26 protein-coding genes are annotated in these 24,806 nt (G+C 41.7%); 18 read left to right on the top strand and 8 right to left on the bottom strand.

Annotated elements, in window-relative coordinates; genetic code table 11:
• Positions 1-63: 63 nt before the first annotated feature.
• The 3 genes from ACU0NF_RS06655 to ACU0NF_RS06645 form a co-directional block, all read right to left on the bottom strand.
• Positions 64-768, bottom strand: a complete 705-nt coding sequence (locus ACU0NF_RS06655; protein ID WP_445660556.1) for a phospholipase D family protein — start codon at positions 766-768, stop codon at positions 64-66.
• A 120-nt stretch (positions 769-888) separates the two neighbouring features.
• Positions 889-1,392, bottom strand: a complete 504-nt coding sequence (locus ACU0NF_RS06650) for a GNAT family N-acetyltransferase (RefSeq protein WP_445660555.1) — start codon at positions 1,390-1,392, stop codon at positions 889-891.
• Positions 1,393-1,501: 109 nt separating this feature from the next.
• A complete protein-coding gene (locus ACU0NF_RS06645) occupies positions 1,502-2,236 on the bottom strand; it encodes an outer membrane protein OmpK (protein WP_445660554.1) in 735 nt (244 codons plus the stop codon).
• A gap of 489 nt (positions 2,237-2,725) precedes the next feature.
• Between ACU0NF_RS06645 and ACU0NF_RS06640 the strand changes: the two genes are divergently transcribed.
• The 5 genes from ACU0NF_RS06640 (at position 2,726) to ACU0NF_RS06620 (ending at position 7,144) form a co-directional block, all read left to right on the top strand.
• Positions 2,726-3,103, top strand: a complete 378-nt coding sequence (locus ACU0NF_RS06640; protein WP_131384071.1) for an HPF/RaiA family ribosome-associated protein — start codon at positions 2,726-2,728, stop codon at positions 3,101-3,103.
• Between the two features lie 168 nt (positions 3,104-3,271).
• Positions 3,272-3,814, top strand: a complete 543-nt coding sequence (locus ACU0NF_RS06635; RefSeq protein WP_445660553.1) for an ankyrin repeat domain-containing protein — start codon at positions 3,272-3,274, stop codon at positions 3,812-3,814.
• A gap of 13 nt (positions 3,815-3,827) precedes the next feature.
• Positions 3,828-4,598, top strand: a complete 771-nt coding sequence (locus ACU0NF_RS06630) for a transporter (protein WP_445660552.1) — start codon at positions 3,828-3,830, stop codon at positions 4,596-4,598.
• Positions 4,599-4,618: 20 nt separating this feature from the next.
• Positions 4,619-6,460 (top strand): protein-disulfide reductase DsbD, encoded by a 1,842-nt coding sequence (dsbD, locus tag ACU0NF_RS06625; RefSeq protein ID WP_445660551.1) that lies wholly within the window; start codon positions 4,619-4,621, stop codon positions 6,458-6,460.
• A gap of 3 nt (positions 6,461-6,463) precedes the next feature.
• Positions 6,464-7,144 (top strand): glutathione S-transferase family protein, encoded by a 681-nt coding sequence (locus ACU0NF_RS06620; RefSeq protein ID WP_370983736.1) that lies wholly within the window; start codon positions 6,464-6,466, stop codon positions 7,142-7,144.
• Here ACU0NF_RS06620 and ACU0NF_RS06615 read toward each other — a convergent pair.
• A complete protein-coding gene (locus ACU0NF_RS06615) occupies positions 7,141-8,337 on the bottom strand; it encodes a GGDEF domain-containing protein (RefSeq protein ID WP_445660550.1) in 1,197 nt (398 codons plus the stop codon). The two genes, ACU0NF_RS06620 and ACU0NF_RS06615, sit on opposite strands and share 4 nt — an antisense overlap.
• A 260-nt stretch (positions 8,338-8,597) precedes the next feature.
• Here ACU0NF_RS06615 and ACU0NF_RS06610 point away from each other — a divergent pair, with 260 nt between their 5' ends.
• Positions 8,598-9,164 carry an FMN-dependent NADH-azoreductase gene (locus ACU0NF_RS06610; protein ID WP_445660549.1) on the top strand — a complete coding sequence of 189 codons (567 nt, stop codon included), beginning with the start codon at positions 8,598-8,600 and terminating at the stop codon, positions 9,162-9,164.
• Between the two features lie 79 nt (positions 9,165-9,243).
• On the opposite strand, the gene ACU0NF_RS06605 is transcribed toward ACU0NF_RS06610, so the two are convergent.
• Positions 9,244-10,155, bottom strand: a complete 912-nt coding sequence (locus ACU0NF_RS06605; RefSeq protein WP_445660548.1) for an alpha/beta hydrolase — start codon at positions 10,153-10,155, stop codon at positions 9,244-9,246.
• A 154-nt stretch (positions 10,156-10,309) separates the two neighbouring features.
• Here ACU0NF_RS06605 and ACU0NF_RS06600 point away from each other — a divergent pair, with 154 nt between their 5' ends.
• On the top strand, positions 10,310-10,747 hold the full coding sequence (locus ACU0NF_RS06600) for a DUF2147 domain-containing protein (protein WP_445660547.1): 438 nt from the start codon (positions 10,310-10,312) through the stop codon (positions 10,745-10,747).
• A 92-nt stretch (positions 10,748-10,839) separates the two neighbouring features.
• Here ACU0NF_RS06600 and ACU0NF_RS06595 read toward each other — a convergent pair whose 3' ends face one another.
• Both ACU0NF_RS06595 and ACU0NF_RS06590 read right to left on the bottom strand, forming a co-directional pair.
• Positions 10,840-11,187, bottom strand: coding sequence for a Spx/MgsR family RNA polymerase-binding regulatory protein (locus tag ACU0NF_RS06595; RefSeq protein ID WP_445660546.1), 348 nt, complete (start codon positions 11,185-11,187; stop codon positions 10,840-10,842).
• Between the two features lie 451 nt (positions 11,188-11,638).
• Entirely contained in the window at positions 11,639-12,457 is an 819-nt protein-coding gene (locus ACU0NF_RS06590; protein ID WP_131267765.1) for an exodeoxyribonuclease III, read from the bottom strand.
• Positions 12,458-12,497: 40 nt separating this feature from the next.
• Between ACU0NF_RS06590 and pyrE the strand changes: the two genes are divergently transcribed.
• Both pyrE and ACU0NF_RS06580 read left to right on the top strand, forming a co-directional pair.
• Positions 12,498-13,148, top strand: coding sequence for an orotate phosphoribosyltransferase (gene pyrE, locus ACU0NF_RS06585; RefSeq protein ID WP_445660545.1), 651 nt, complete (start codon positions 12,498-12,500; stop codon positions 13,146-13,148).
• A 72-nt stretch (positions 13,149-13,220) separates the two neighbouring features.
• Positions 13,221-13,898: a hypothetical protein gene (locus ACU0NF_RS06580; RefSeq protein WP_445660544.1), complete on the top strand. Its 678-nt coding sequence runs from the start codon at positions 13,221-13,223 to the stop codon at positions 13,896-13,898.
• A gap of 2 nt (positions 13,899-13,900) precedes the next feature.
• On the opposite strand, the gene ACU0NF_RS06575 is transcribed toward ACU0NF_RS06580, so the two are convergent.
• Entirely contained in the window at positions 13,901-14,098 is a 198-nt protein-coding gene (locus ACU0NF_RS06575; RefSeq protein ID WP_445660543.1) for a DUF3565 domain-containing protein, read from the bottom strand.
• A 117-nt stretch (positions 14,099-14,215) separates the two neighbouring features.
• On the opposite strand from ACU0NF_RS06575, the gene gshB reads away from it, so the two are divergent.
• The 9 genes from gshB (at position 14,216) to lpxC (ending at position 24,756) form a co-directional block, all read left to right on the top strand.
• On the top strand, positions 14,216-15,157 hold the full coding sequence (gshB, locus tag ACU0NF_RS06570) for a glutathione synthase (protein WP_445660542.1): 942 nt from the start codon (positions 14,216-14,218) through the stop codon (positions 15,155-15,157).
• Positions 15,158-15,171: 14 nt separating this feature from the next.
• Complete coding sequence (locus tag ACU0NF_RS06565) at positions 15,172-16,293, top strand: phytanoyl-CoA dioxygenase family protein (RefSeq protein WP_445660541.1); 1,122 nt, start codon at positions 15,172-15,174, stop codon at positions 16,291-16,293.
• A gap of 345 nt (positions 16,294-16,638) precedes the next feature.
• Positions 16,639-17,739, top strand: coding sequence for an undecaprenyldiphospho-muramoylpentapeptide beta-N-acetylglucosaminyltransferase (gene murG, locus ACU0NF_RS06560; RefSeq protein WP_370983727.1), 1,101 nt, complete (start codon positions 16,639-16,641; stop codon positions 17,737-17,739).
• A 13-nt stretch (positions 17,740-17,752) separates the two neighbouring features.
• The gene (gene murC, locus ACU0NF_RS06555; protein ID WP_131384045.1) at positions 17,753-19,201 is read left to right on the top strand and encodes a UDP-N-acetylmuramate--L-alanine ligase; all 1,449 of its coding nucleotides are present in this window, start codon (positions 17,753-17,755) and stop codon (positions 19,199-19,201) included.
• A 56-nt stretch (positions 19,202-19,257) separates the two neighbouring features.
• Positions 19,258-20,187 (top strand): D-alanine--D-alanine ligase, encoded by a 930-nt coding sequence (locus ACU0NF_RS06550; protein WP_445660540.1) that lies wholly within the window; start codon positions 19,258-19,260, stop codon positions 20,185-20,187.
• Between the two features lie 3 nt (positions 20,188-20,190).
• Entirely contained in the window at positions 20,191-21,045 is an 855-nt protein-coding gene (locus ACU0NF_RS06545) for a cell division protein FtsQ/DivIB (RefSeq protein WP_445660539.1), read from the top strand.
• A gap of 71 nt (positions 21,046-21,116) precedes the next feature.
• On the top strand, positions 21,117-22,379 hold the full coding sequence (ftsA, locus tag ACU0NF_RS06540; RefSeq protein WP_131267756.1) for a cell division protein FtsA: 1,263 nt from the start codon (positions 21,117-21,119) through the stop codon (positions 22,377-22,379).
• A 161-nt stretch (positions 22,380-22,540) separates the two neighbouring features.
• Positions 22,541-23,731, top strand: a complete 1,191-nt coding sequence (gene ftsZ / locus ACU0NF_RS06535) for a cell division protein FtsZ (RefSeq protein WP_131384039.1) — start codon at positions 22,541-22,543, stop codon at positions 23,729-23,731.
• A gap of 122 nt (positions 23,732-23,853) precedes the next feature.
• A complete protein-coding gene (gene lpxC, locus ACU0NF_RS06530; protein WP_445660538.1) occupies positions 23,854-24,756 on the top strand; it encodes a UDP-3-O-acyl-N-acetylglucosamine deacetylase in 903 nt (300 codons plus the stop codon).
• Positions 24,757-24,806 lie beyond the last annotated feature (50 nt).

The raw sequence follows: 24,806 nt of genomic DNA, 5'->3' as shown, positions 1-24,806 counted from the left end.
GGATAAGTACTTACTTACTCATAGTTATGAATAAAAAAGCCCGCTGGAATGCGGGCTTTTTTATCAGATCTCTAGGCTTTCTGACCACAGAAAGTAACCACCGTATTGGCTGGTCCTAAATTCTCCGCCTATAGCTTTGCCTTGTTCTGTGAGTAAATGTTTGCCATTGTCATTCAGGGTTAGAAAACCTTTTTCGACAAACTTATCCAGTAAATCAGTAGTTTTTAATTTATGTTTTGCCGCTAATTTTGATGAAGTTAATTTACTTAGGTTGTCAGCGTCCTCATCATTTTTCTCTTCAACTTGAACTTGCGCTGTTTTTACTTCATCTAATGAGATTCGAAGTTCATCACTAATGCGAATAATGCGCTGAGATTCTTCATAAGCGTCTTTGAACACTTCATCATCTTCATATTTGCGAATCAAAATACCCATTTCATTGTTATTGACTTGACTAAATTCATAGAGATTTAAACTCGAAATAATACATTCGGATTCATTCATATAGCATTTTGCATGTAGGTTTTTGCAAAAGCTTAGGCGTACATAATCAAGTTTTTGCATCCATTTAATTTCATCGGGATGCAAATCACTTTTTCCATAAACAATACGAATATCAATTTTTAAACGGTTTTTGTCTTCTAATAATTCTTTAATACGGTCGTTTAAACGCAGATAAGGACTGATTAAGATGAGCCGTTCTTTTGCATTTTTGATCAGTTCTTCCAAGAAAAAATTGGTCGCACTGGTATTTAGAAACTTAGCCATAATTCCCCAGACTCGGTTTATTCAAATTATTTTTTATTATTAAAGCACATACACATTATTTGTTTAGCAGTAAATAAACAAATTTGAAGCATTATTTTAGAAAGGTAAATAACCTCATACTTAATCTAGTATCCGCTGCATCAGTACCAAGTCACGCCATTGGCCAAATTTCTGTCCCACTTCAGGCATATAACCAGTTTGCTTAAAACCTAATTTTTCATGCAACACAATCGACGCTTTATTTCCATGATCAATCGCCGCGACGATGACATGAATATGGTTCTGTTTGGCATGGTCTATCAGTTTCAGCATTAAAGCCTTGCCTAAGCCTTGTCGTGCAAAGTCAGGATGAATAAATACGGAATGTTCAACGGTATGCTTAAAGCCGGTAATTTGACGAAATGAAGAATAATCAGCATAACCTGCAATGCGTTTAGACTCTGAATCTTCAGCGACGAACAAAGGAAACTGCTGAGCGATGAGATTGTGAAACCAATGATGGAAATCATCTAAAGATTTTTCCTTGTCATTCCAGGTTGCAGTTCCATTTAGGATTTCAGTATTATAAATATTCAGTATTTGTTCTAGATCTTGTATTTGAGCGGGACGTATTTGAAAGTCCATTATCTATGCCGAATGAATAAATAGAGGCATATTTTAGGAATATTTCCATTTTAGGGCAATAAAAAAGCAAGACCGAAGTCCTGCTTTTTTAACGTTCAAAATCTGGTGCTTAGAAGTGGTATTTAACCAATGCACTTACATTGTTTTCATTTTGGTCTTTAATACCGAATTTGTTGTTCCAAACTGAGTGCTCAATACCAAGGTATAAACGCGTGTCTGGAGAAATGTGTTTACCAGCATTCCATTTCCATTGCGTGGTCCAGTTAAGTTCACTCGCATGGTCATTTTTTTCTGCTGTTGACCAATCCAGGAAACCGTCAACTAGGAAATCTTCAGAGCCTAATTTAAATGGCACACCATAAGTGAGTGTCATTTGGTAGTCATCTTTTTGAAGTTCATTATTGGCACGATAAAGATTTAAACTCGCATATTGGAAATATGGAATATCTAGATCGAAGCCAACGCCGTATAAAAAGTTATCAAAGTTATTATAACTTTCTTTAGCACTATTAGCTTCCCAAGTTGTAGAAACCAACACGTCTTTTACTGGACCAAATGCTAGTTTTTGACCGGTTAATTCACCCAGGCTTAAACGAGGTGATAATTCAAAGTAAGTTGATTTGTTATCATCGCCACCGCGCATGCGGTCAGCAAAGAAGAATACATCTGCATATTTTACTTTAGCTGCATACTCAACAGTTAAAGTTGTTTGCTGATCATCTACAACTTCATAGTTTTCACCATAAAGACCAGTCACGCTGAAGTCTTGCCAGATTGGCGCAGCTTGAGTAAGTGCAGCAGTTGAAGCCAATGCACATGCAGTAAAAATTTGTGTAAGTTTCATTGAAAATATCTCCCCCGAGAAGCAAACAAAGCATACAGATTCTTAAGTAAAAATAAAGCCATAATTGATCAATGGCTCAAAAATAATATCATTTGCTAAAATATTGCTGGGGTTAAAATTAAACTACAGCTTTGATACTTAAAAACACATGCGGGCCAAGAATATAAAATACTTTTTAATCATTACATTTAATTCATAAAAAATAATGTGAGATTTATCAACTAACTTGGCAAATAAAATTGAATGATTTAATTATAATATTGATATTAAAAAAAATATCAAAATACTACTTGCATATGTTTCGCTTAGAACCGTATATTCGAAGTATAAGGACACGATTCTGCAGACTCAAAAGTGTTCATCGTTCAATGTGGAGGAACTTGTTCCAAACTAATTTGAAGATGTTTCGCGCTGTTTTTACAGCAAGTTTAAACGTGCCAAGATAAGAAGTTTTGCACAAAAGATGTGAATAAAAGAGGATGAAATTATATGAACATTGAAATCCGTACAGATAAAAACATTCAAAATAGTGAACGTTTAATTACTTATGTTCGTGCAGAACTGAATGCAGAATTCCAACGTCATAGCGAACGTATTACTCACTTTTCAGTTCATTTTAGCGACCAAAATGCAGCCAAAGGCGGTGCAGATGATATTCACTGCATGATTGAAGCGCGTCCAGCAGGATTGAAACCTGTGGTGGTCAATCATCGTGGTCACAATATTGACACCGCGATACATGGTGCCATCGACCGCTTGAAACGCAGTCTAGAGCATCTATTCGAGAAGAAAGAAAACCCTCGTGCTGCAGTACCGGCATTTGCTGAAGACAGCGATACTGGAGCTACACCGGATTTAGAAGATTAGGCAGAAACTTGCTTGATTGGATAGAAAAAAGCTCTTCGGAGCTTTTTTTATGTGCAAATCTTATAAAAAGAAAAATGAATAATAAATATACTTGTTATACATTTAGCTAAAACAAATCAGCTTTTATTGGGCATAATAGTTTAAAACTGATTGAAGAGAGCTTTCTCCATGTTAACAGCGCAACAACAAGTCTTTGTACAGGCAATAGAAGAACTCAATCTTGCTCAAGTACAGCGCCTTTTGGCAGAAGGCCTCGACCCCAATTTTATTGATCCGGAAAAAGGTCCTGTCATTTCTGTCTGGTCAGATGGTTTGTTTAAATGGTGGGAACAGATCTGTGAAGCCTATGAAGCCGATTCACCCTTATCTGAACAAGAAAAACAACAAAATTTGACGGTACATATTGAAATTTTAGAAGCGCTTATTCAGGCCAAAACCAATGTACATTTATGGGATGCAGAAGAACTGTATGGTCCATTATGGGATGCTGCCAGCGCTGCCTGTGCACCTGCCGTACAACGCTTGCTCGATGAAAAAGTAGATCCAAATAGCAAGGATGAAGAAGGCTTCACTATTTTATCGTCTATTAGCGATTTATTCTTTGATTGTGATTTTGATGAAATTAACTGGTCAGAAGCTTTGCAAGAAGAAAAACAAACCTTGGAATTGCTCCGTAGTCACGGTGCTAAAATGACCAAAGAATTAACATAATAGCGAGATAGAAATGTCAGCAGTAAAAATAGTAGCTTTGATTGTTGCGGCAGGTTTCAGTATGAATACTATGGCTGCTGAATTTTCCTTTGACCGCCCCGGGACAGGTATCGGTACCGGCATTACTCCAGTCGGTCAACTGGCTTGGGAACAAGGTTTACCCAGCCTAAGCTATGCAGAAAGCAAAGATGAAAATGGCATAAAAGTGAGGAACACCCGCTTAAATGCTGACATGTTGTTGCGTACGGGTTTGGCCAAAGACCTGGAGCTGCAATTGGGCTGGCAAGGTCCATCCTGGTCAAAAACCAAAACAGCAGGACAGTCTGTTGAAGAAGACGGTTTAGGCGATGTCAGCATTGGTGTGAAAAAATCCATTGATCTGGATGATGAAAAGCTGTCTATGGCCATTTTAGCCGAAGCTATTCTTGCAACAGGCAATGATGGTTTTAGCAATCACGATGACATTTACAGCCTCAGCTCTGCCCTAGCTTACGCAGCGACTGATCTGATTAATACCTCCATCACCATGCGTTACGAAGTCCAGAACAGTAATTGGGCCGTGACTGCAGTACCGACCATCGAATATCAAATTTCGGGTAAATGGTCTGGTTTTTCAGAACTGGTTTACCGTAAAGCAGAAAGTGAAGCTGATGAATATTCACTGGGTTCAGGTGTGATCTATGCATTGAATGACCGCGTGCAAATGGATGCTAGTGTGGGTGTTGACTTGAATGGCAAAGATAAAAGCTACCAGTCAGGTTTGGGTGTTTCATTCCTCTTTTAATTAAAAAAAATATAAACGATATGAAAAAGCATCTTCAAAATGGTGGGTTGTTGTTTCATTCTGCAGTAAGCGGATTTATTTGTAGCGTCATTTTATTGTTTTCAATGACTTTACACGCACAGGAACAATTGCGCTCTGCAGAGGATGCTTTTTCTTTTACAGTTGAATCTACTGGTGAGCATGAAGCACAGCTCAACTGGAATATTCCCCAAGGGTATTATTTATACCAACATAAATTTGAAGTCCGGCAAGGCACACAACAACTTGCTTTAAAGCTGCCTAAAGCCACCGACCTGTATGATGAAAACTATGGGCATACCCAGGTTTACTTCCAGAATGTGCAAGTGAATATTGCGACCGAAGCAGCAAAAACTTATCAGGTGACTTGGCAGGGTTGTGCCCAAGACCGTATTTGTTATCCGCCACAAACGGTTGAGTTCCAGACCGATGTCGGTGGCTTGGTGCTTCTGCAAAATCAGGCGAAATCCAGCAAGCGTTTGCTCGATCTTGCACAGTCATCAAATAGCACAACAAATCCTAATACTCCTTTTACAACTGAACAAAATGATTCAGAAAGCACTGCACCTCTAGCGGCGCTAGATACTGCCCAAGATCAGATGTGGTCAGAAAAACTGGCAAAAAATTCTTTATTTTATAGCCTGCTGCTATTTTTTGGCTTAGGGATTTTACTGGCCTTCACGCCGTGCTCATTGCCGATGCTACCGATTTTGACCTCGTTAATCGTGCGTGACAGCAAGGGCTTAAAAGCCTGGATGATTGCCTTGGTTTTTGTCTGTAGCATGGCCATGGTCTATGCCATTTTAGGTTTAATCGCTTCATCCGCCGGTTTGAACTTCCAGCGCTGGTTACAACAACCTTCGACCCTCATTGCTTTTAGCGCACTTTTTGTGGTGTTCGCGCTGAATTTGTTTGGCCTGTTTGAAATTAAATTGCCGCATGCTTTAGTGAACCGTTTAGACCGGGTACATTCGCTGCAAAAAGGCGGCAGCTTGGTGGGTGCCGGGGTGATGGGCATGATTTCGGCCTTACTGGTTGGACCCTGCATGACCGCGCCTTTGGCCGGGGTATTGTTATTTATTTCCCAAACCCAAAGCCAGTGGCAAGGTGCACTATTACTGTTCACGCTGGGTTTCGGAATGGGAACACCGCTGCTTTTGGCCAGTGTATTAGGTGCAAGAATTCTGCCCAAAGCCGGACAGTGGATGCACCAAATTAAAGTGATTTTTGCCTTTATCATGCTGGCTTTGGCGCTGTATTTTATTCGTCCTTTAATTTCTGAAGCGTGGATGCAATGGCTAGGTCTGGGCTTGGGCTTAAGCTTTATTGGCTATGTAATCGCGCGCTTAATCGGACAAAAAACACAGTTTAAATGGCTGTATATTTTAGCCTTAATCACCGTGATTCCTTATCTGGCCTATACGCAATATCAGCACAGTCAACGCTTCTTTGTCGAACGCAGCAGTACACAGGCAACATGGCATGTGGCTAAAACAGCCGATGAATTTCAGCAGTTGCTCGCCAGTGCGCCCTCTGAGCAAGGTATTATTATTGATGTCTATGCCGATTGGTGCGTGGCATGTCAGCCGATTGAACAGCGTGTTTTAAAATCAGCACAAGTGCAGCAAGACTTGGCACCGTATTTTCTCATCAAGCTTGATTTGAGTCATTACGATGCAACCCATCAGGCTTTACTCAATCAATGGGATATTTTAGGTCCACCGACCTATTTGTTTTTAAATCCAAAACAACAAGAAATCCGTGGTCTACGATTAACCGGCGCTTTTAGCGAAGCAGAATTACGACAACAGCTCGATCTGTTTCAAAAGCATATAGGACAATAATTCATGTATCAGTTATATATTGCCAATAAAAATTATTCCAGTTGGTCCATGCGCCCGTGGTTGGTGCTGAAGGCGTTTAATATCCCATTTCAAGAAATCATACTTCCGTTTCCTGCAGAGCGTGATACAGGCACTTTTAAGCGGGATGTTTTGTCGGTTAACCCGAATGGGAAAGTCCCGGTGTTGATGGATGATGGGCTGATGGTCTGGGATTCCTTGGCCATTTGTGAATACTTGGCAGAACAGCATCCGGATCAGGCGTTATGGCCGAAAGAGCTGAAGCAACGTGCACGTGCGCGCTGTATTGCGGCGGAAATGCACAGCGGATTTTCGGGTTTGCGCAATGCCTGCGGCATGAATATCCGGGCAACTTTAGCCGATGTCGGCAAAAGTTTATGGCAGGAAAATGCAGAACTTCGTCAGGATGTGGCACGTATCGAGCAGATCTGGTCTGAACGTCCAGAAGTGAATGGTTTTTTATGTGGTGAATTCTCGATTGCGGATGCGTTTTATGCACCGGTGGTGACGCGCTTAATGACCTATGCTTTACCGGTCAGCGAGTCTACACAGCAGTATATGCAAACCATGCTACAACATCCGGCAATGAAAGCCTGGATGGGTGCAGCCATGCAAGAAGATGCCTGGGTGAATTATTTAGAAACCTATCAACAGCAAAAGCTTTAACACAGCTTGGCTTCGTTAAAGAAGTCTTGATAGCATTTGACCTGATTACGGCCACATGCTTTTGCTTCATAGAGTGCTTTATCTGCTTGGCTTAACAATTGCTGCGGTCTGAGCTGGGTATTGGATAATGCAATCCCAAAACTGGCGGTGACCTGAATTTTCTCGCCTACATCACTGATTAACTGCAACTGTTGAATGGCTTGACGGCAACGTTCGGCAATAATTTGCGCTTTTTCTAAAGAAGAGTTATTTAAAATAAGAATAAATTCTTCACCGCCAAAGCGTCCCACCACATCGCTATCACGAATGATTTGGGAAAGGATTTCACTGACTTTAATCAAGGTTTCATCGCCTTTATCGTGGCCATACTGGTCATTAATCCGTTTAAAATGATCCAGGTCGATTAACACCAGTGCATAAGAGGTTACCGGTTTACGCTCCAGTTTTTCCAGGCAAGCGCTAATACTACGGCGGTTAAGCGCATTGGTCAGCGGGTCAATCTGACTTAAATGCTGAATGAGTTTTTCCCGATGACGCCATTGGCTGAGTAAAATTTCAAATAAAATTAAACAGGTAATCAAAATAGGCACAATGAAATACATCATCGTAACAACCCAAAACATATTTTGATAAGGCAGGCTGTCTAGATAAAAAATCGGTGCGTAGGGAAAGTGACCCTGTAAGCTTAAATAACCACATAAGACCAAATAGAGTGTGGCCGGAATCAGTGCGTAATAGACAATTTTACGTTTAAACAACACCAGGCCAACAGTCACCAGGCTGATGTAAGAAATCATGGTGGCAGGACTGAGAACCCCGATGACATAGCCATCCCGACATAATGAAATAACAAAAATGGCCACACATAAATAAGGCAGCCACTTTTGTGCCCTCACATTTTTTCGCCAGACTGAACACAAATAAATCAGCCCAATAAAAACAATCAGAGAGAAGATATTCAGTCCAAGTTGAAACCTGAGCAAAGGCAAATTGATCCAGTGCCCCAGTTCGGGTGAAAGAAGGACAAAAACTTTCCAGACAATCCAGATCACATGCACCAAACTTGCTAAAACAAGCATCAGAATGCATTTATTAAGGACGCTCCAGTTCATTACGACTTCATCTTCTATCAGATATTTCGCAATTTTTTCTTGTAATGAGGAGCTAAGATTGGGTGAAAAGGTTGGCTTCATTCGATAGATATGACCTTTAGATCTTTAAATTAGGTATTAGTGATGCGTTGATCTGATTTATTTTTAATAATTCACAACATAGCACGTTTTTTTACGAATAGTAATGCCTATATTTTGTACTTTTAGGTATAAAACAGCATTTTATTCGCCTGTTTATTGTTCTAAATATAAAACAGTGTGTTGTATATAAGGGTATTATTCTATTTTTGTTGATCGTTTAAACTGAGCGCATTGAATAAATAAAGATTAAGGTTTTGAGCATGAAAGTTTTACATATCGATTCAAGCATTTTAGGCGCTGCTTCAGTTTCACGCCAATTAAGCCAGGCTATTGTTGATCAGTTACAGACTAAACATGCAGATTTAGCCGTGGATTATCTGGATCTGGCTGCACAGCCTATTCCGCATTTAACCGGTGCCATTTTAATGGGGCAAGATGCAGAACAAGCGGCTTTGGGCGAAAAAATTATTCAGCAATATCTGGATACAGATATCGTGGTGGTCGGTGCGGCCATGTACAACTTCGGTTTGACTTCAACCTTGAAAGCCTGGATTGACCGTATTAGCGTAGCCGGTAAAACCTTTAAATATACTGAAAATGGCCCAGTCGGTTTGGCTGGTGAGAAAAAAGTTTATATCGCCAGTAGCCGTGGCGGAGTTTATGGCGAAAATAGCCCGGTCGATTTTCAGGAAGGCTTTTTGAAAACGGTATTTAACTTCACCGGTGTAAATGATGTTGAAATTATTCGTGCTGAAGGCGTGAATATGGGGCCAGAGTTGAAAGACCAAGCCATTTCTAGCGCTTTAACTCAAGTACAAGCACTGTAATTTTTCAAAAGACAATATATTGCTCTTGGGTCAGCTTCGGCTGACCTTTTTTATGAGCATGACTTTTTAATACCAAGCTTTAATCTTGATCGAGCTTATGCGCAAATTCGGCCAGATCTGCCAAGGCTTGTTTACCTTCATCAAACCAGGGATGAAACATCTGAAAGTTATGCCACATGCCGGTATAAAGTTTATAGGTCAGATCGACACCTGCCTGTTCCGCTTTTTCTTTAAAGCGCTGCGCATCATCCAGTAAAATTTCTTTAGAGCCCACTTGAACCAAGATCGGGGGTAATCCGCTTAAGTCTGCAAATAACGGTGAAATGGCAGGATCGGCGGTGTCCATAGATTTAGGCAAGTAATAGTTAATGCCTGCTTCTAAGGTTTCAATCGAGAGGAGCGCATCATGTTTACGGTTATAACGCAAAGATTCACTGCTTAAAGTCAAATCTAAAAAAGGCGATAACAGGATTAGTCCACTGACTTGAGCAAGGCCTTCGTCACGGATTTTAAGCGCTAAGGCTAAAGCCAGATTGGCGCCACAAGAGTCACCGGATAAAATAATGTCTTTGGCTTGAATTCCTTGGCCTAATAAAGTGGTATAGATATCGAAAATCGCATCGCTGGCTTCCGGATAAACCGATTCGGGAGACAGGGGATAATTGGCGTGAAGCACCTGCATTTGGGTACGTGCAGCGACATGGGTCAAAAAGGCACGATGGGTATTGAGTGAGCCCAAATAGAATGCACCGCCATGAATATGCAAAATAAGTTGCGTCGATTCACTTTGAGGTTTGATTTCTTCAGCATGTAAGCCTGCCAAGCGTAGCGGTCTGATTTCAACGTCTTTGTTGCTTGGAAAGGCACGGCACATTTGCTCCAAGGCAAAACGCATCGAGTTTGGAGGCAGGTTAAATTGGCTTGGTTTGCGGATGGTGGTTTTTAAAATGCTTTCTGTAATTAATTGTTTCCAGACTGGGCTGATCTTCATATTTTTTTCCATCTTGTTCTATCTTTTAAGGGATGACTGGATATTTACCAAATCAAGTTACAAGATTACACTAAATGGTCACACTGAAAAATTGCAAAAATGTTGTGACTTTTTAATACTAAGCCGTCTATACCAGACTAGGGAAACAAAAAAAATGAAAAAAATTGCACTTGCACTAGGATTGCTCGGATTAACAGCTTTGGCTAATGCTGCTGATCCACTAAATGGTTCTGTTTGGAAAACGATTGATGACAAAACGAAACAACCGAAAGCGATAGTAAAATTTACTGAGCAAAAAAATGGCACATTATCTGCGAGTATTCAACAGGTGTTAACACCAGGCGAAGAAAAAGCATGTTCAAAATGTGAAGGTCCATATCACAACAAATCTTTAAGAGGCTTAAAGATTGTTCATGGTCTTAAAAATGCGGGTGGTACAAGCTATGAAGATGGAACTATTCTTGATCCTTCTTCAGGCAAAACTTACCGATTAAAAGGCCAAATGGTTGATGGCGGCAAAAAATTAGAATTACGTGGTTTTATTGGTGTAGCGGCTTTAGGTCGTAACCAGACTTGGATTCGTGCAAACTAATTGTGCAAAGCCACATGGATTAAACAAAAAAGCCTGACGTAGTCAGGCTTTTTTAATTATCAGGCTTTTTTAATCTGGTGATGCACACTACATTATTTTAATGCCCGATAGGCCTCTTCATCAAAACCAATAATATAGCCTGAAGCTGTTTCAAGCACCGGACGTTTAATCAGGCTGCTATGCGTTGTTAAAGCGCTAATTAAATTGGTTTGATTGGCAAGCGCAGTTTGCTGTTCTTCTTCGCTTAGTTTGCGCCAAGTGGTACCCTTTTTATTCAGGATGAGATCTTGTCCAACTTCATCTAGCCATTTTTGTACAGTTTCAGCATCAATGCCTTGTTTCTTGTAATCATGAAATTCGTAGGCCAGACCGAGCTCAGTCAATAAGTCGAACGCTTTCTTCATTGAACTGCAATTTTTGATGCCATAAATTTTAAGCATAACAGGATCATTCCATTTTCGATTGCCAGATAGCCTAGCGAAAATTGTCCAGAAGCTCTAGAGGGAATTAAAAGTATTAAAAATTAAATCCGGATGTCATGAAATTGACATGTGGATTTGCCAATATGGTGTCATAGATAAAAATAACTTTAATATTAAAAATATGGATTTAGTGTATCTAGAAAAGAGAAAACCCGCATTTAATCATCCTGATCATGCGGGTCTCAATTCAACGTCCATTGTCAACATCCTTGCAAAATAAGCGACCGAAGTGGTTTATTTTGTTTCATCCTACGGCGTCCTGTCCTTTTGCGTCATCCTGACGTATCCCTTTGCCGTGAAGCCATAATGCACTTAAAACAGGTGTATAAAAATACACAAACGCGTCAAGTAGTGTAGGTTTTTGGATGGTATTGAGTGAACATGTGTTCACTAAAATAGATGTGATTGATTAGATTTTATAATCAATAATCACTGGAGCATGATCACTGAACCAGGTTTCTTTATAGACCCAGGCATTGATTGTGCGGTCTTTCCAGTCGGGTGAACAGGCCTGGTAATCAATGCGCCAACCGACGTTTTTGGCGCGGGCTTGTCCACGGTTTGACCACCATGAGTAAAGCTCAGCTTCTTTACGGACTTCACGGAAAGTATCGACATAACCCAGATCATCATAGATATGATCAAGCCAAGCACGTTCATGCGGTAAACAGCCTGAAGATTTCTGGTTGCCCGTCCAGTTTTTAATATCAATGCGTTTATGGACGATGTTGTAGTCGCCGCAGACGATGATCGATTTATCTTCATCACGCCACTGTTTTAAAATTTCCTGGTATTGATTTAAAAAGTGGTCTTTACGCGCTTGCGCTTCTTCACCCGATGAACCTGATGGTAAATAAAGCGAGCAAATATGAACAGGTTTTTCCAGACCTAAGTCGAATTCAGCAGAGATAAAGCGTCCTTGGGAATCAGCCAATTCAAAACCCAAACCATCAGTCACTGACACAAAAGGTAGGCGGCTATAAATGGCTGTACCGGCATAGCCTGCACGTTCAGCAGGGAACAGGTGAGTGTACCAACCTTCCGGTCTAAATTTTTCAGTCCACTGCGCATGCGTGATCCGGCTTTCCTGCATACAAATCACATCGGCTTCTGACTGTTCTAACCATTCAAGTAAACCCTTGGTCACTGACGAACGTAGGCCATTTACGTTAATGGAAACGACTCTTAGAATTTTTTGATCACTTGGATAGCTACTCTTTGGTATCATGCGCAAGTCTTACCTCTATTTATGAATTTTGGAGCACCTCATGACCTCGCTAGCTCAATTTAACCCTCAAGCTTTTATCGAACTTGCATTATCACGTGGTGTGCTTAAATTTGGTGAGTTTACTTTAAAATCGGGTCGTGTGAGTCCTTATTTTTTTAATGCCGGTTTGCTCAATGATGGTGAAGCATTAACACTACTAGCTTCGGGCTATGCCGATAAATTAACAACTTGCGACAATGTTGAAGTGATTTTTGGACCTGCGTATAAAGGCATTCCGTTTGTAGCGGCAACTGCTGTGGCGTTGTCACAAAATCATGGCGTGAGCGTACCTTGGGGTTTTAACCGTAAAGAAGCCAAAGATCACGGTGAAGGTGGCGTGCTTGTCGGTGCTTCAGTTGAAGGTAAAAAAGTCTGGATTATTGATGATGTGATCACAGCGGGCACAGCCATTCGTGAAGTGGTGACTGTGCTTAAAAATGCAGGTGCGCAAATTGCCGGTGTTTTGGTCGCTTTAGACCGCCAAGAAAAAGGTCAAGGCAATTTGTCTGCAATTCAGGAAGTGCAAAAAGAACTTGAAATTCCAGTTCACGCGTTAATTACCATGAAAGATTTAATGGACTTTTTAGATGCTAAAGGCGAGAAAGACGCTTTAGCGAAAATGGAAGCTTACCGCGTAAAATATGGTATCTAATATTTAATGTAAGCTATTGATTTTTAATAAGGCTCTATCCATGATAGGGCTTTATTTTTTTGAATAATAAAAATGCAAATAGATCCAAGTATATTAATTGCGAGTTTTTCTGTAATCGTTGCAAGTGGTGCAACATTAGCAACTTTTTTAGGATGGATTGAAAATAGGAAATTAAGAAAGGCTCAAACAGAACCTTTTGTAGATATTAAATTAGAATCTATGCCACAGAGTATTTCATTACTTAGATTGAAAATTACAAATGTAGGTTTAGGTAGTGCATTTGATTTTAAGTTGAATTTACGACCTCATTCTTTGATGAATGATGTTCAGCGTGAGGAAATTAATCAAATCATAGATGAATTTAGTCGTCCTCAATTTATAATAAAAGGAATAAATTATCTTGCACTTAATGAGTATAAATTCAGTTCTTATATAAATTTGATGAGAAGAAATGAAGAATATTTGGAATTATTTTTCACATTAGTGATTCTTGCAGAAGTCAGTTATAGAAATAATATAGGTGAACACATTAAACAATTCTTCGAACTAGATATGAGGGAATTTGATGGTAGTTACACTTTAGGAGGAACTTTTGAAGAAGTTGTTCCTAAAAGTCTTAAAGATATTGTTTCGGAATTGAAAAAAGCTAATCAGTTAGTTCAACATCAGGGAAGATTAAAGATTAATAATGAAAGAAACAAAAAAGAGAAAAGGTTGTCTATTCATCAAATTAGAAAGCAAATGAAATAAATTTAGTAAAGTGTTACATCCTCACACTTCTTGCATTCCAACATCACACCTAATTTTTCTTTGCGTCCTTCTTCAGTGATCACCCAAGGGCGGTTTTGCCACGGCGGATTATGCCGAACATGCTGTGCATGACCACAGGCTAAATCTGCAACCCAGTCATTTTCCTCATCCAAATGAAAACCAATAATTGCCTGTTGCATCAACTGCTCCTGAAACTGCTTTGTACAATCATATAAAAGCTTTACCAAAATTGAGAAAAAAGAAAGATTAAACTCCGCTATACTTTTCTCAATTTAAAAATATATGAGCAGATCGATATGCGCGTACTTGTTGTGATGGATCCCATCGAAAATGTAAACCTGAAAAAAGATTCCTCTATGGCGATGCTCTGGGCAGCCAGCCGTCGCGGACATGAGTTGGGTTATGCGTTACAGCAAGATTTATATATCGAACAAGGCAAAGCCTTCGGTTTAATTTCACCCTTAAAAGTATTTGAAGACTATAACCATTACTTTGAATTGGGTGAAAAGAAAAAAGAATCGATTGCAGATTATGACGTGGTGTTGATGCGTAAAGACCCACCGTTCGATATGAACTTCGTCTATACCACTTATATTCTGGAACAGGCAGAGCGCGAAGGTGCATGGATTATTAACAAACCGCAAAGCCTGCGCGACTGTAATGAAAAATTATTTGCCACCCAGTTTCCAGAACTTCAGGTACCCACTTTAGTAAGCTCACATGAAGCGCTGATTCGCGAATTTCTGAAAGAGCATGTGGATGTCATTGTAAAACCACTCGATGGTATGGGCGGTACAGGCATTTTCCGTTTATATCAAGATGGCATCAATATTGGGTCTACCATTGAAATGTTGACCAATAATGCGACCCAACCCATTATGGCGCAGCGTTATATTCCAGAAATTGTTGAAGGTGACAAACGGATCTTGATGATTAATGGCGAACCTGTACCTTACTGTTTGGCACGTATTCCGCAAAATGGCGAAGTACGTGGCAACCTGGCCGCAGGTGGATTGGGTCAAGCGCGTCCACTTTCTGAAAATGACAAAGCGATTGCTGCAAAAGTGGGTCCTTATCTTAGAGAAAAAGGTTTGGTCTTTGTCGGTCTGGATGTAATTGGCAATTACGTGACAGAAATCAACGTCACCAGTCCAACCTGTATCCGTGAAATTGATGACCAGTTTGGTACATCTATTGCGGATGATTTATTTGATGTTTTAGAAGCGGGTCTAAAATAAGCCAGGTTTGATCCATGAAAATAACGCTAAAAAAGATCAAAAGTTTTTTTCAAGATGAGCGCATGCAAGTTGCGCTCAATGAAATTAAAACTTTGATCAAAGAAAAACCAATTAAACTGATGGGGGATGCTTTTACACTTTTTGGCGAAGCGAAATCTTTTGAATCGCACTCAATTATTGGGAATCCTGTCTTTAATCAGCTGGGATTACATCGGTTTCGAGTGCAAAAAGCAGCTCAATTGGCAGAACGGCGTAGACAACACCTTGCTCAATTTATTGCAGCAGAAGATGTGGAGCAATTTCAGCAGAACGGTTTTATTTTAAAAGAAAATTTTCTGTCCAATACTGAATTTAACCAGTTAAAGCAGGAATTGTTGGAGACGAAATTCGAGACCCGGGAAACCTTGCAAGGCGATACCGTGACTCGTCGAATGTCTCTGGATCACCAAGTGCTGAATCAACTTCCTGCAACAAACACATTGCTGCAAAGTCATCAGTGGAAAAGTCTGATTAATTATGTGGGAAGCTTTAAAGTTCAGCCCATGTATTATGTACAAGTGATTTTATCGCATGTACGTAAAGCTCGTCCCGATCCTCAAACCAATTTACATAGCGATACCTTTCATCCAACGGTAAAAGCCTGGCTGTTTTTGACTGATGTCGCTGAAGATGAGGGGCCTTTTGTCTATGTGCCGGGTTCACATCAGCTCACACAATCGCGATTAAACTGGGAACACCAAAAAGCTTTATCGATTACTGAAAAGACCGATACCATGACCCGCCGTGGTTCTTTCCGGGTGAAACCTGAAGAGCTGCTCTCTATGGGCTATGCGCAGCCCAAGGCTTTTGCAGTGAAGGCCAACACCTTGGTTGTAGCCGATACCTATGGATTTCATGCACGTGGTCAATCAGCTCATGCATCGACGCGGATTGAGTTGTGGGCCTATGCTCGCCGCAATCCTTTTTTGCCGTGGGTGGGTTTAAATCCGTTGTCTTTACCTGTGCTGAATAAAAGACTGGTTCCCTTGTACTGGAAAGGTCTGGATTTTCTAGAGGCAAAATATCAACGTAATAATCCATGGAAAAAAGTCGGTAAACGATATGCAACAGAGCCTGCGGTCGTAAAAAGCAAATAACAGTAAAAGTGACCGGATATTTTTGATTAAGTTGATTGAATCATTACGAGATAAAAAAGAGTCCAATTCGGGCTCTTTTTTAATGAAACTTTTGGGATGAAAGCGTATTAAATTGATCGGCTGATCAAAAACAAGATCACAAAAACGGATAAAAAATGCATTAAATTGTATATTTTTCCTCGATTAATAATAAAACTAGTTTAAACTTTTAAATCCGTAGAAAAAAACAATGAAGCACTTCGTGAAAAAAAGTAAATAACCTTTCGCGGTTATGCGTTTGTGATTACAATTGATCGCTTAAAATCGTATCCCGTTATCCATATTTTAGAATTGAAGAATTAGACTGTGACTGAAGCAACGCAAACAAAGCCCAAACATGTCATGATGATGGCCGCAGGTACTGGCGGGCATGTTTTTCCAGCGCTCGCTGTTGCTAAAGAATTACAGCAGCAAGGGGTACAGGTGTCTTGGCTTGCAACGCCAACAGGCATGGAAAATCGACTGTTAAAAAATCACAATATTCCAATTTATCAAATTGATATCCAAGGCGTCCGTGGCAACGGTGTGGTGCGTAAATTATTGGCACCTTTGAAAATTTTAAAAGCAACTTTAAGCGCCATGCGCTACATGAAACAGCTCAAGATTGATGCTGTGGTGGGCTTTGGCGGTTATGTGGCAGGACCGGGTGGTCTGGCTGCACGCGCTTTGGGGATCCCTGTGATTATCCATGAGCAAAATGCGATTGCAGGTTTTACCAATACCCAATTGTCGCGTATTGCCAAAACCGTGTGTCAGGCTTTTCCGGGTACTTTTGCTGAAAATGCAAAAATTGTGACTACGGGCAATCCTGTACGCAAGGAAATTACAGAAATTTTAAATCCGTCTTGGCGTTATCAAGAACGTGAAAAAGCGGACAAGCCTTTACAGATTTTAATTGTCGGCGGTTCCTTGGGTGCGCAAGCATTGAATGAACGTGTGCCGGAAGCATTGAAACAACTTGATGATGTGCCGCTGCAGATATTTCATCAATGTGGTCAAAACCATCAGGACGCAACGCAGGCACGTTATAGTGATGCACCTGCTACATTACAGGTTGAAGTACAGCCGTTTATTGAAGATATGGCCAAAGCCTATTCGGATGCCGATTTAATTATTTGCCGTGCGGGCGCATTAACGGTGACCGAAATTGCAACTGCGGGTGTGGCTGCAGTTTTTGTTCCACTGCCAAGTGCAGTGGATGACCATCAAACCGCAAATGCGAAATTCCTTGCAGGTATTAATGCCGCGAAAATTTGCCCACAAGCCAGCATGACCGCGGATTGTTTAAAAGAATTGCTAACACCACTGATGAATCGCAAACTGCTGTCAGAAATGGCAGTCAAAGCACGTCAAAAAGCACAACCCGATGCAACCCAGCATGTGGTTCGTTTAATTCAAGAATTGTAAATTAGAGTGATATATGTCTCCATCTACTCCTGCTGAGCAAGCGAAAAAGTTAATTAAAGTGCCTGAAATGCGCCGTATCAAACACATTCATTTTGTAGGGATTGGTGGTGCCGGTATGTGTGGCATCGCGGAAGTGTTAAAAAACCAGGGCTATAAAGTTTCCGGTTCTGACATCAAAGCGTCTAAAACGACTGCGCAACTTGAAGAAAACGATATTAAAGTTTATATCGGCCATACGGCTGAAAATATTAAAGATGCCAATGTACTGGTGGTGTCTACAGCGATTGATCCAGAAAACCCGGAAATCAAGGCAGCGATTGAAACCCGTATTCCTGTGGTTCGCCGTGCGGAAATGCTGGGTGAATTGATGCGTTACCGTCATGGCATCGCAGTGGCAGGAACCCATGGTAAAACCACCACCACAAGTCTCATTACTTGTATGCTGGCGGAAGAAAACCTGGATCCGACCTATGTGATCGGTGGCTTGCTGAATCGTACCGGCGTGAATGCTGCACTGGGCGCAAGCCGTTATATTGTGGCTGAAGCGGATGAGTCTGATGCGACCTTCCTGCATTTACATCCAATGGCTGCAATTGTGACCAATATCGATGCCGATCATATGGATACCTATGGCGGTAGCTTCGACGTATTAAAAGATACCTTTGTACAGTTCTTACAGAAACTTCCATTCTATGGTCTAGCCGTGGTTTGTGGTGATGATGCCAATGTCCGCGAAATCATGCCGCGTATTGGCCGTCCGCTTTTAACTTATGGCTTTAACGAAGATAATGACATTCGTGCGGTCGATGTAGATCAAGACGGCATGCGCACGCACTTTACCGTGTTACGTAAAGATCGCGAGCCATTGCGTGTGACGGTGAACCAGCCGGGTCTGCACAATGTACTGAATGCCTTGGCTGCCATTGGTGTGGCAACGGATGAAGGCGTGTCTGATGCGGCAATTTGCCGTGCACTGGAAGGCTTTAGTGGGGTAGGTCGTCGTTTTCAGGTACAAGGTGAATTTGAGCTTGAAGGCGGTAATGTAAAACTGGTTGATGACTATGGCCATCATCCTAAAGAAGTGGAAGCAACCATTAAAGCTGCGCGTCAAAGCCATCCAGACCGTCGTTTGGTAATGATGTTCCAGCCCCACCGCTTTAGCCGTACCCGTGACTGCTTCGATGACTTCGTAGATGTATTGTCACAAGTCGATCAATTGCTATTGCTGGAAGTGTATCCTGCCGGTGAAAAACCGATTGTGGGCGCGGACAGCCGCAGCTTGGCGCGTAGCATTCGTTTACGTGGCGATGTTGAACCGATTTTGATTGATCCTGTGGAAGGTAATTTGCAAAATGCGGTGCAAAAAGTGTTAAAAGCGAATGACTTGTTATTAACGCAAGGCGCAGGTAATGTGGGTGCTATCTCGATTGAGCTTGCACAAAATAAATTGTATTTAAAATAATCACTTTATGTGGTTTTGAATTTGATCGTTCAGTTATAAAGTTTAAGGATATAAACGTGGCAAATGCTTCAGAATTCGGCAAAGTTGCCGTGTTGCTTGGTGGTAAATCGGCTGAGCGCGAGGTTTCTCTAGATAGTGGTAAGGCTGTACTTGAAGCATTAGTACGCTCGGGTGTAAATGCAGAAGCTTTTGACCCGCAAGAGCGTAGCGTGACTGAACTGGTCAACTATGATCGTGCATTTATTGTTTTACACGGTCGTGGCGGTGAAGACGGTCAAATTCAAGGTGCATTAGAATGGTTGAATCTGCCGTATACCGGTACCGGTGTACAAGGCTCAGCCATTGGTATGGATAAAGTTAAAACCAAGCAGGTTTGGCAAGGTTCTGAACTGCCGACTGCACCCTACCGTATTGTGACCAAAGATTCTGATCTGAATGCTATCGTCGACAGTATTGGCTTGCCCTTTATTATCAAACCGGTACATGAAGGCTCAAGCATCGGTATGAGCAAAGTTGAACGGATTGAAGACTTTGCCATCGCGATTGAAAAAGCCACTGAACATGATGCAGTAGTGATGGCTGAAAAATGGATTACCGGTCGTGAGTTCACGATTGTGATTCTGAATGGTCAGGCGCTTCCTGTAATTCGTCTTGAGCCGCCAAAAGATGTGGCTTTTTACGATTATGAAGCCAAATATAACCGTAACGATGTGCAGTACGGCATTCCTTGCGGTCTAAGCGAAGATGATGAAAAACGTTTACAAGCCTTGTCTTTGCGTGCTTTCCAGGCTGTGGGTGCAAGTGGCTGGGGTCGTATTGATGCCATGCAGGATGAACACGGCAACTTCTGGTTGCTAGAAGTGAACACTGTTCCAGGCATGACCAGTCATTCATTGGTACCTAAAGCTGCAAAAGCGGTGGGGTATAGCTTTGATGAGCTTTGCGTTGCCATTTTGGAACAAACTTTGACAGGTGCGGCTCACTAAACCATGGCTCAACTTCCTGCTTCAATGCGCCGTAAACGAGCAGCAATTACATCCATACATGACAAGCCGCCGACCCGTAAGGAAAAGCTTGCGAATGCCGGTGGCTGGTTGTTATTGCTGGTTGCACTCATGGTATTGGCTGTAGGGGTCTATGGTTTATATACAGTCATGACCGATGCGCATGTCGCGGAACTCAATGTTGTGGGTACGCGTTCAGACGCCGAAAACAGTCAGGTCATGAAGCATGTTACCCCAGCGGTAACAGCAAATTATTTTACCTCTGATCTGGAACAAATTCGAGATCAGGCGCTAGAGTTGTCTTGGGTAGATCGCGTAGTGGTATCACGTGCATGGCCTAATTCAATTCGGTTACGAGTGATGCCGCGTCATCCCATTGCACGCTGGGGAACTGGGCGACTGTTAAGTGACAGTGGTGATATTTTTGCAGAAGTGATTCCGCAAAATAATCAAAAATTGCCATTGCTGCACGGCCCAACCTCTCAGTCCAAAATGATGATGCGTCGCTACAATGAAATTAATCAGTTATTCCTGCCGGTCAATGTTCGTTTAAAAGAATTATATTTAACAGAACGCATGACCTGGTTTATGCAGTTTGATTCGGGTTTGCGCGTTATCGTGGATCAAGATCAGACTATGAGTAAACTTCAACGCTTGAGTCATCTGGCACAAAGTGATTTAAAACCGGTTTGGTCTAAAATCTCGTCAATTGACTTACGTTATCGAAATGGATTGGCGATACAATGGAAGAATTCAACCCCTCCAAGTATTATAAATGGTCATTTTGTTGTAACGATTGATGACACAAGCATTGCAGATGCAAGAACGGTAAAGCCATAATCGAACGGCTTTATATAAAATAGAGGCTTATGGCCATAAATCAACCAAACACGTAATGGTAGTAGTAGATAATGAATGAAGCTGTTCCCTCGGTTGTTGCGATTGACATTGGGACACACAAAGTTTCAGTTTTGATTGGTAAGGTACATGCGCCAGACAATATCCAAGTGATTGGGATGGCAACCGCTCGTAACCGAGGCATGAATAAAGGGAAAATTGTAAGTCTCGATAAAGTCATTACTGCAATCAAGAATGCCGTACAAGAAGCAGAAGATATGGCTGAATGCCGGGTGCATTCCGCGTGGATTTCCATTCCAAGTGCAGAATTAAAAAGCTTTTATGCATCAGGTCGCACGCCCATTGAAAATAGCGACCATACCATTACCACCAGTGAAGTGGTTCGGGCGCTAGAGTTGGCCAAAGCCAGTCATTTGACTTCAGATCACTATCTGGTGAGTGCAGTACCTTTGGGCTTTGAACTGGATGATTCGGCAGAATGGGTACAAAATCCGATTCGCATGTCGGCACATAGCATGATCGGGCATTATCAGCTCATGATGCTGCCAATCAGTACCATGCAGAATCTGGATCGTGCGCTTAAAGGTGCCAATATTGGCGTCGAGAAAATGGTGGTGTCCTGTTTGGCAACCGCTGAAGCAAGCCTGCTCAAAGATGAAAAAGAGTATGGGGCATGCCTGGTGGATATTGGTGCAGGTACCACCAATATTGCGGTATATCTCGATGGCCGCCTTGCATTGACGCATACTTTGCAACGTGGTGGCGAGCATGTCACGCGTGACATTGCTGCAGTGTTGCAGACCACGACGGAAGAAGCGGAACGAATCAAGTTATTGTATGGTTGTGTTGACCTGAAAGTGGTGAAACCTGATCATATGATTCAATTCCAGGGCATTGATGGTCCACAAACCATCAGCCGGATTGAATTGGCGGAAATTATTATTGCGCGTTATGAAGAAATTTTGACTCAAGTTCATCAAGAGTTACAACGTAACGGTGCGATTCATGGTTTATACCATGGTGTGGTACTGACAGGTGATGCAAGCCAAATCGAAGGAATGGTGAATCTGGCACGTCACATGTTAGGGGTTTCGGCACATTTAGGAAATCCTCCGGTACAGGTATATGCTGAAGAGCAAAATCAGGCAGCTTTGCGTCGTTCGCAATATGCAACAGCTGCCGGATTATTGATGTTTAGCCAAAGTGACACGCAAGATACCATTGTAGAATCTACTGATCCTGAAAAACTGTCAGTTTTTAAGCGAGTAGGTCGAGCATGGTCGGCATTAAATAATCAGTTAAAATCGATATTTTAAGTTGAATTTATTGGGAATATTGTTAGGAAGTTGTACGTCTAAGGGCTTGGACTTGACAAGCGTGTAGTTGGGCAGCATCCTAAAACATAATTTTTTATTAAGATCAAGGCAGTATACGGGCTTAAGTGACTGCCAATTACGAATTAGGAAATCCAAAGGTCATGGCCTCATTTGAATTTTTAGAAGATGATCAAAACGATAGCAACGGTCAAGCCCGTTTCACTGTATTTGGTGTAGGTGGTGCTGGTGGTAATGCTGTACAACATATGCTCGAGTCAGACATTCAGGGTGTGAAATTTGTTTGTGCTAACACGGACAAACAGGCTTTAGACCGTATGAATGCCCAATTCAAAATCCAGTTAGGCGAGCAAAGCACACGCGGTTTGGGTGCAGGTGCAAATCCTCAAGTGGGTCAAACTGCTGCTGAGGAAAGCCGTGAAATCATTCGCCAACACCTTGAAGGTACAGACATGGTGTTTGTAACTGCGGGTATGGGTGGTGGTACAGGTACTGGTGCTGCGCCAGTTGTGGCTGAAATTGCCAAAGAAATGGGCATTTTGACCGTCGGTGTGGTGACTACACCTTTCAACTTTGAAGGGAAACGTCGTCAGCAATCTGCTGAAAAAGGGATTGAAGCTTTAGAAGCACATGTTGACTCGTTAATCATCATTCCTAACCAGCGTCTGCTTAAGGTATTCCGCGATATTTCAATGAAAGACGCGTACAAGAAAGCAGATGACGTATTGCTCAATGCGGTACGTAGTATCTTTGATCTTGTGGTTCGTCCAGGTCACATTAACCTTGACTTCGCCGATTTGAAAACGGCCATGAGCACACGTGGTTATGCGATGATGGGTGTAGGTTCAGGTCGTGGTGAAACACGTGCGCGTCAAGCTGCTGAACAGGCCATTCGTAGTCCATTGCTCGATAATGTCACCATCATGAATGCCAAAGGTATTTTGATTAACGTGACCGGTGGTGATGATGTGACTTTCGGTGAAATTGAAGAAATTACCGATGTGGTCAATCAGATTGTCGATTTGGACGAAGGTCAAGTGTTCTACGGAACGGTATTTGATCCAGATGCGCGCGATGAACTGAGTGTAACTGTGATTGCAACCGGCTTGACCCGTAATTCGGCAGATTCCGCGGATACGGTGAAACGTCCATCCTCTCAGTCTGCAACCCGTCCAGCCAACCATGTTGCGCATGCTGTTGTTGAAGATGATGATGTACCTGCAATTCAGCGTCAAAACAATGATGCCGGTACAGCGCCTGCTCCTGCAGTAGGTGCAGCACGTCCAACACCAATGAGTATTCAAGATTATTTGAAAAATCAACAACGTAAATAAACTAATCGTTTGAGTTCTGGTTTACAGATTTACAAAAGGTCGTAGTAATACGGCCTTTTTGTTTTTTATCAATGGCTAAATATGCTAACGTATAGCGGTTTTATGAGCAGATGATAGAAAAAATGTTGAAACAACGAACCCTGCAACGTGTCGTGAAAGCGAGCGGTATCGGTCTTCATAGTGGGCAAAAAGTCTTGATTAACTTTGTGCCGCACCATGTGGATGGGGGAATTGTATTTCGACGTATCGATTTAGATCCACCTGTCGACATTCAAGCCAATGCCATGCTGATTCAAGAAGCATTTATGTGCTCGAATCTGGTTCAGGAAAATGCCAAGGTCGGCACCATTGAGCATGTCATGAGTGCCATTGCCGGATTGGGAATTGATAACCTGATTATCGAAGTTTCTGCTTCTGAAGTGCCGATTATGGACGGTAGTGCAGGTCCGTTTATTTATTTGCTCATGCAAGGCGGATTACAAGAACAAAATGCGCCGAAAAAATTCATCAAAATTCTAAAACCTGTTGAAGCCTTGATAGATGATAAACGTGCTGTGTTTCATCCTCATGAAGGCTTTCAACTGAACTTCACCATTGATTTTGATCATCCTGCATTTAAAAAAGAATACCAGTCTGCAACCATCGACTTTTCTACCGAAACTTTCGTTTATGAAGTGAGTGAAGCGCGTACTTTCGGTTTTATGAAAGATTTAGACTATCTTAAAGCCAATAACCTGGCCTTAGGCGCGAGTCTGGAAAATGCGATTGGAGTAGATGAAACAGGCGTGGTCAATGAGGAAGGGCTGCGCTTCTCGGACGAATTTGTAAGGCATAAAATTTTGGATGCCGTGGGCGATTTATATTTGCTTGGACATCAAGTTATTGCAAAGTTTGATGGCTATAAATCGGGCCATGCCTTAAATAATCAATTATTACGTAATGTTAAAAGTGACCCAACGAGTTACGAAATTGTAACATTTGATGACGAAACGCAATGTCCAATTTCTTATGTGAGTGTGACATAAGTCATTGTCTTTTAATGGCTGTGTTATAATATAACAAACGTGAGTGTTAA

This window comes from Acinetobacter sp. F16 (genome assembly GCF_052712855.1).
The sequence above is the reverse complement of the archived record's forward strand: the minus strand, read 5'-3'. Positions and strand labels throughout refer to the sequence as shown.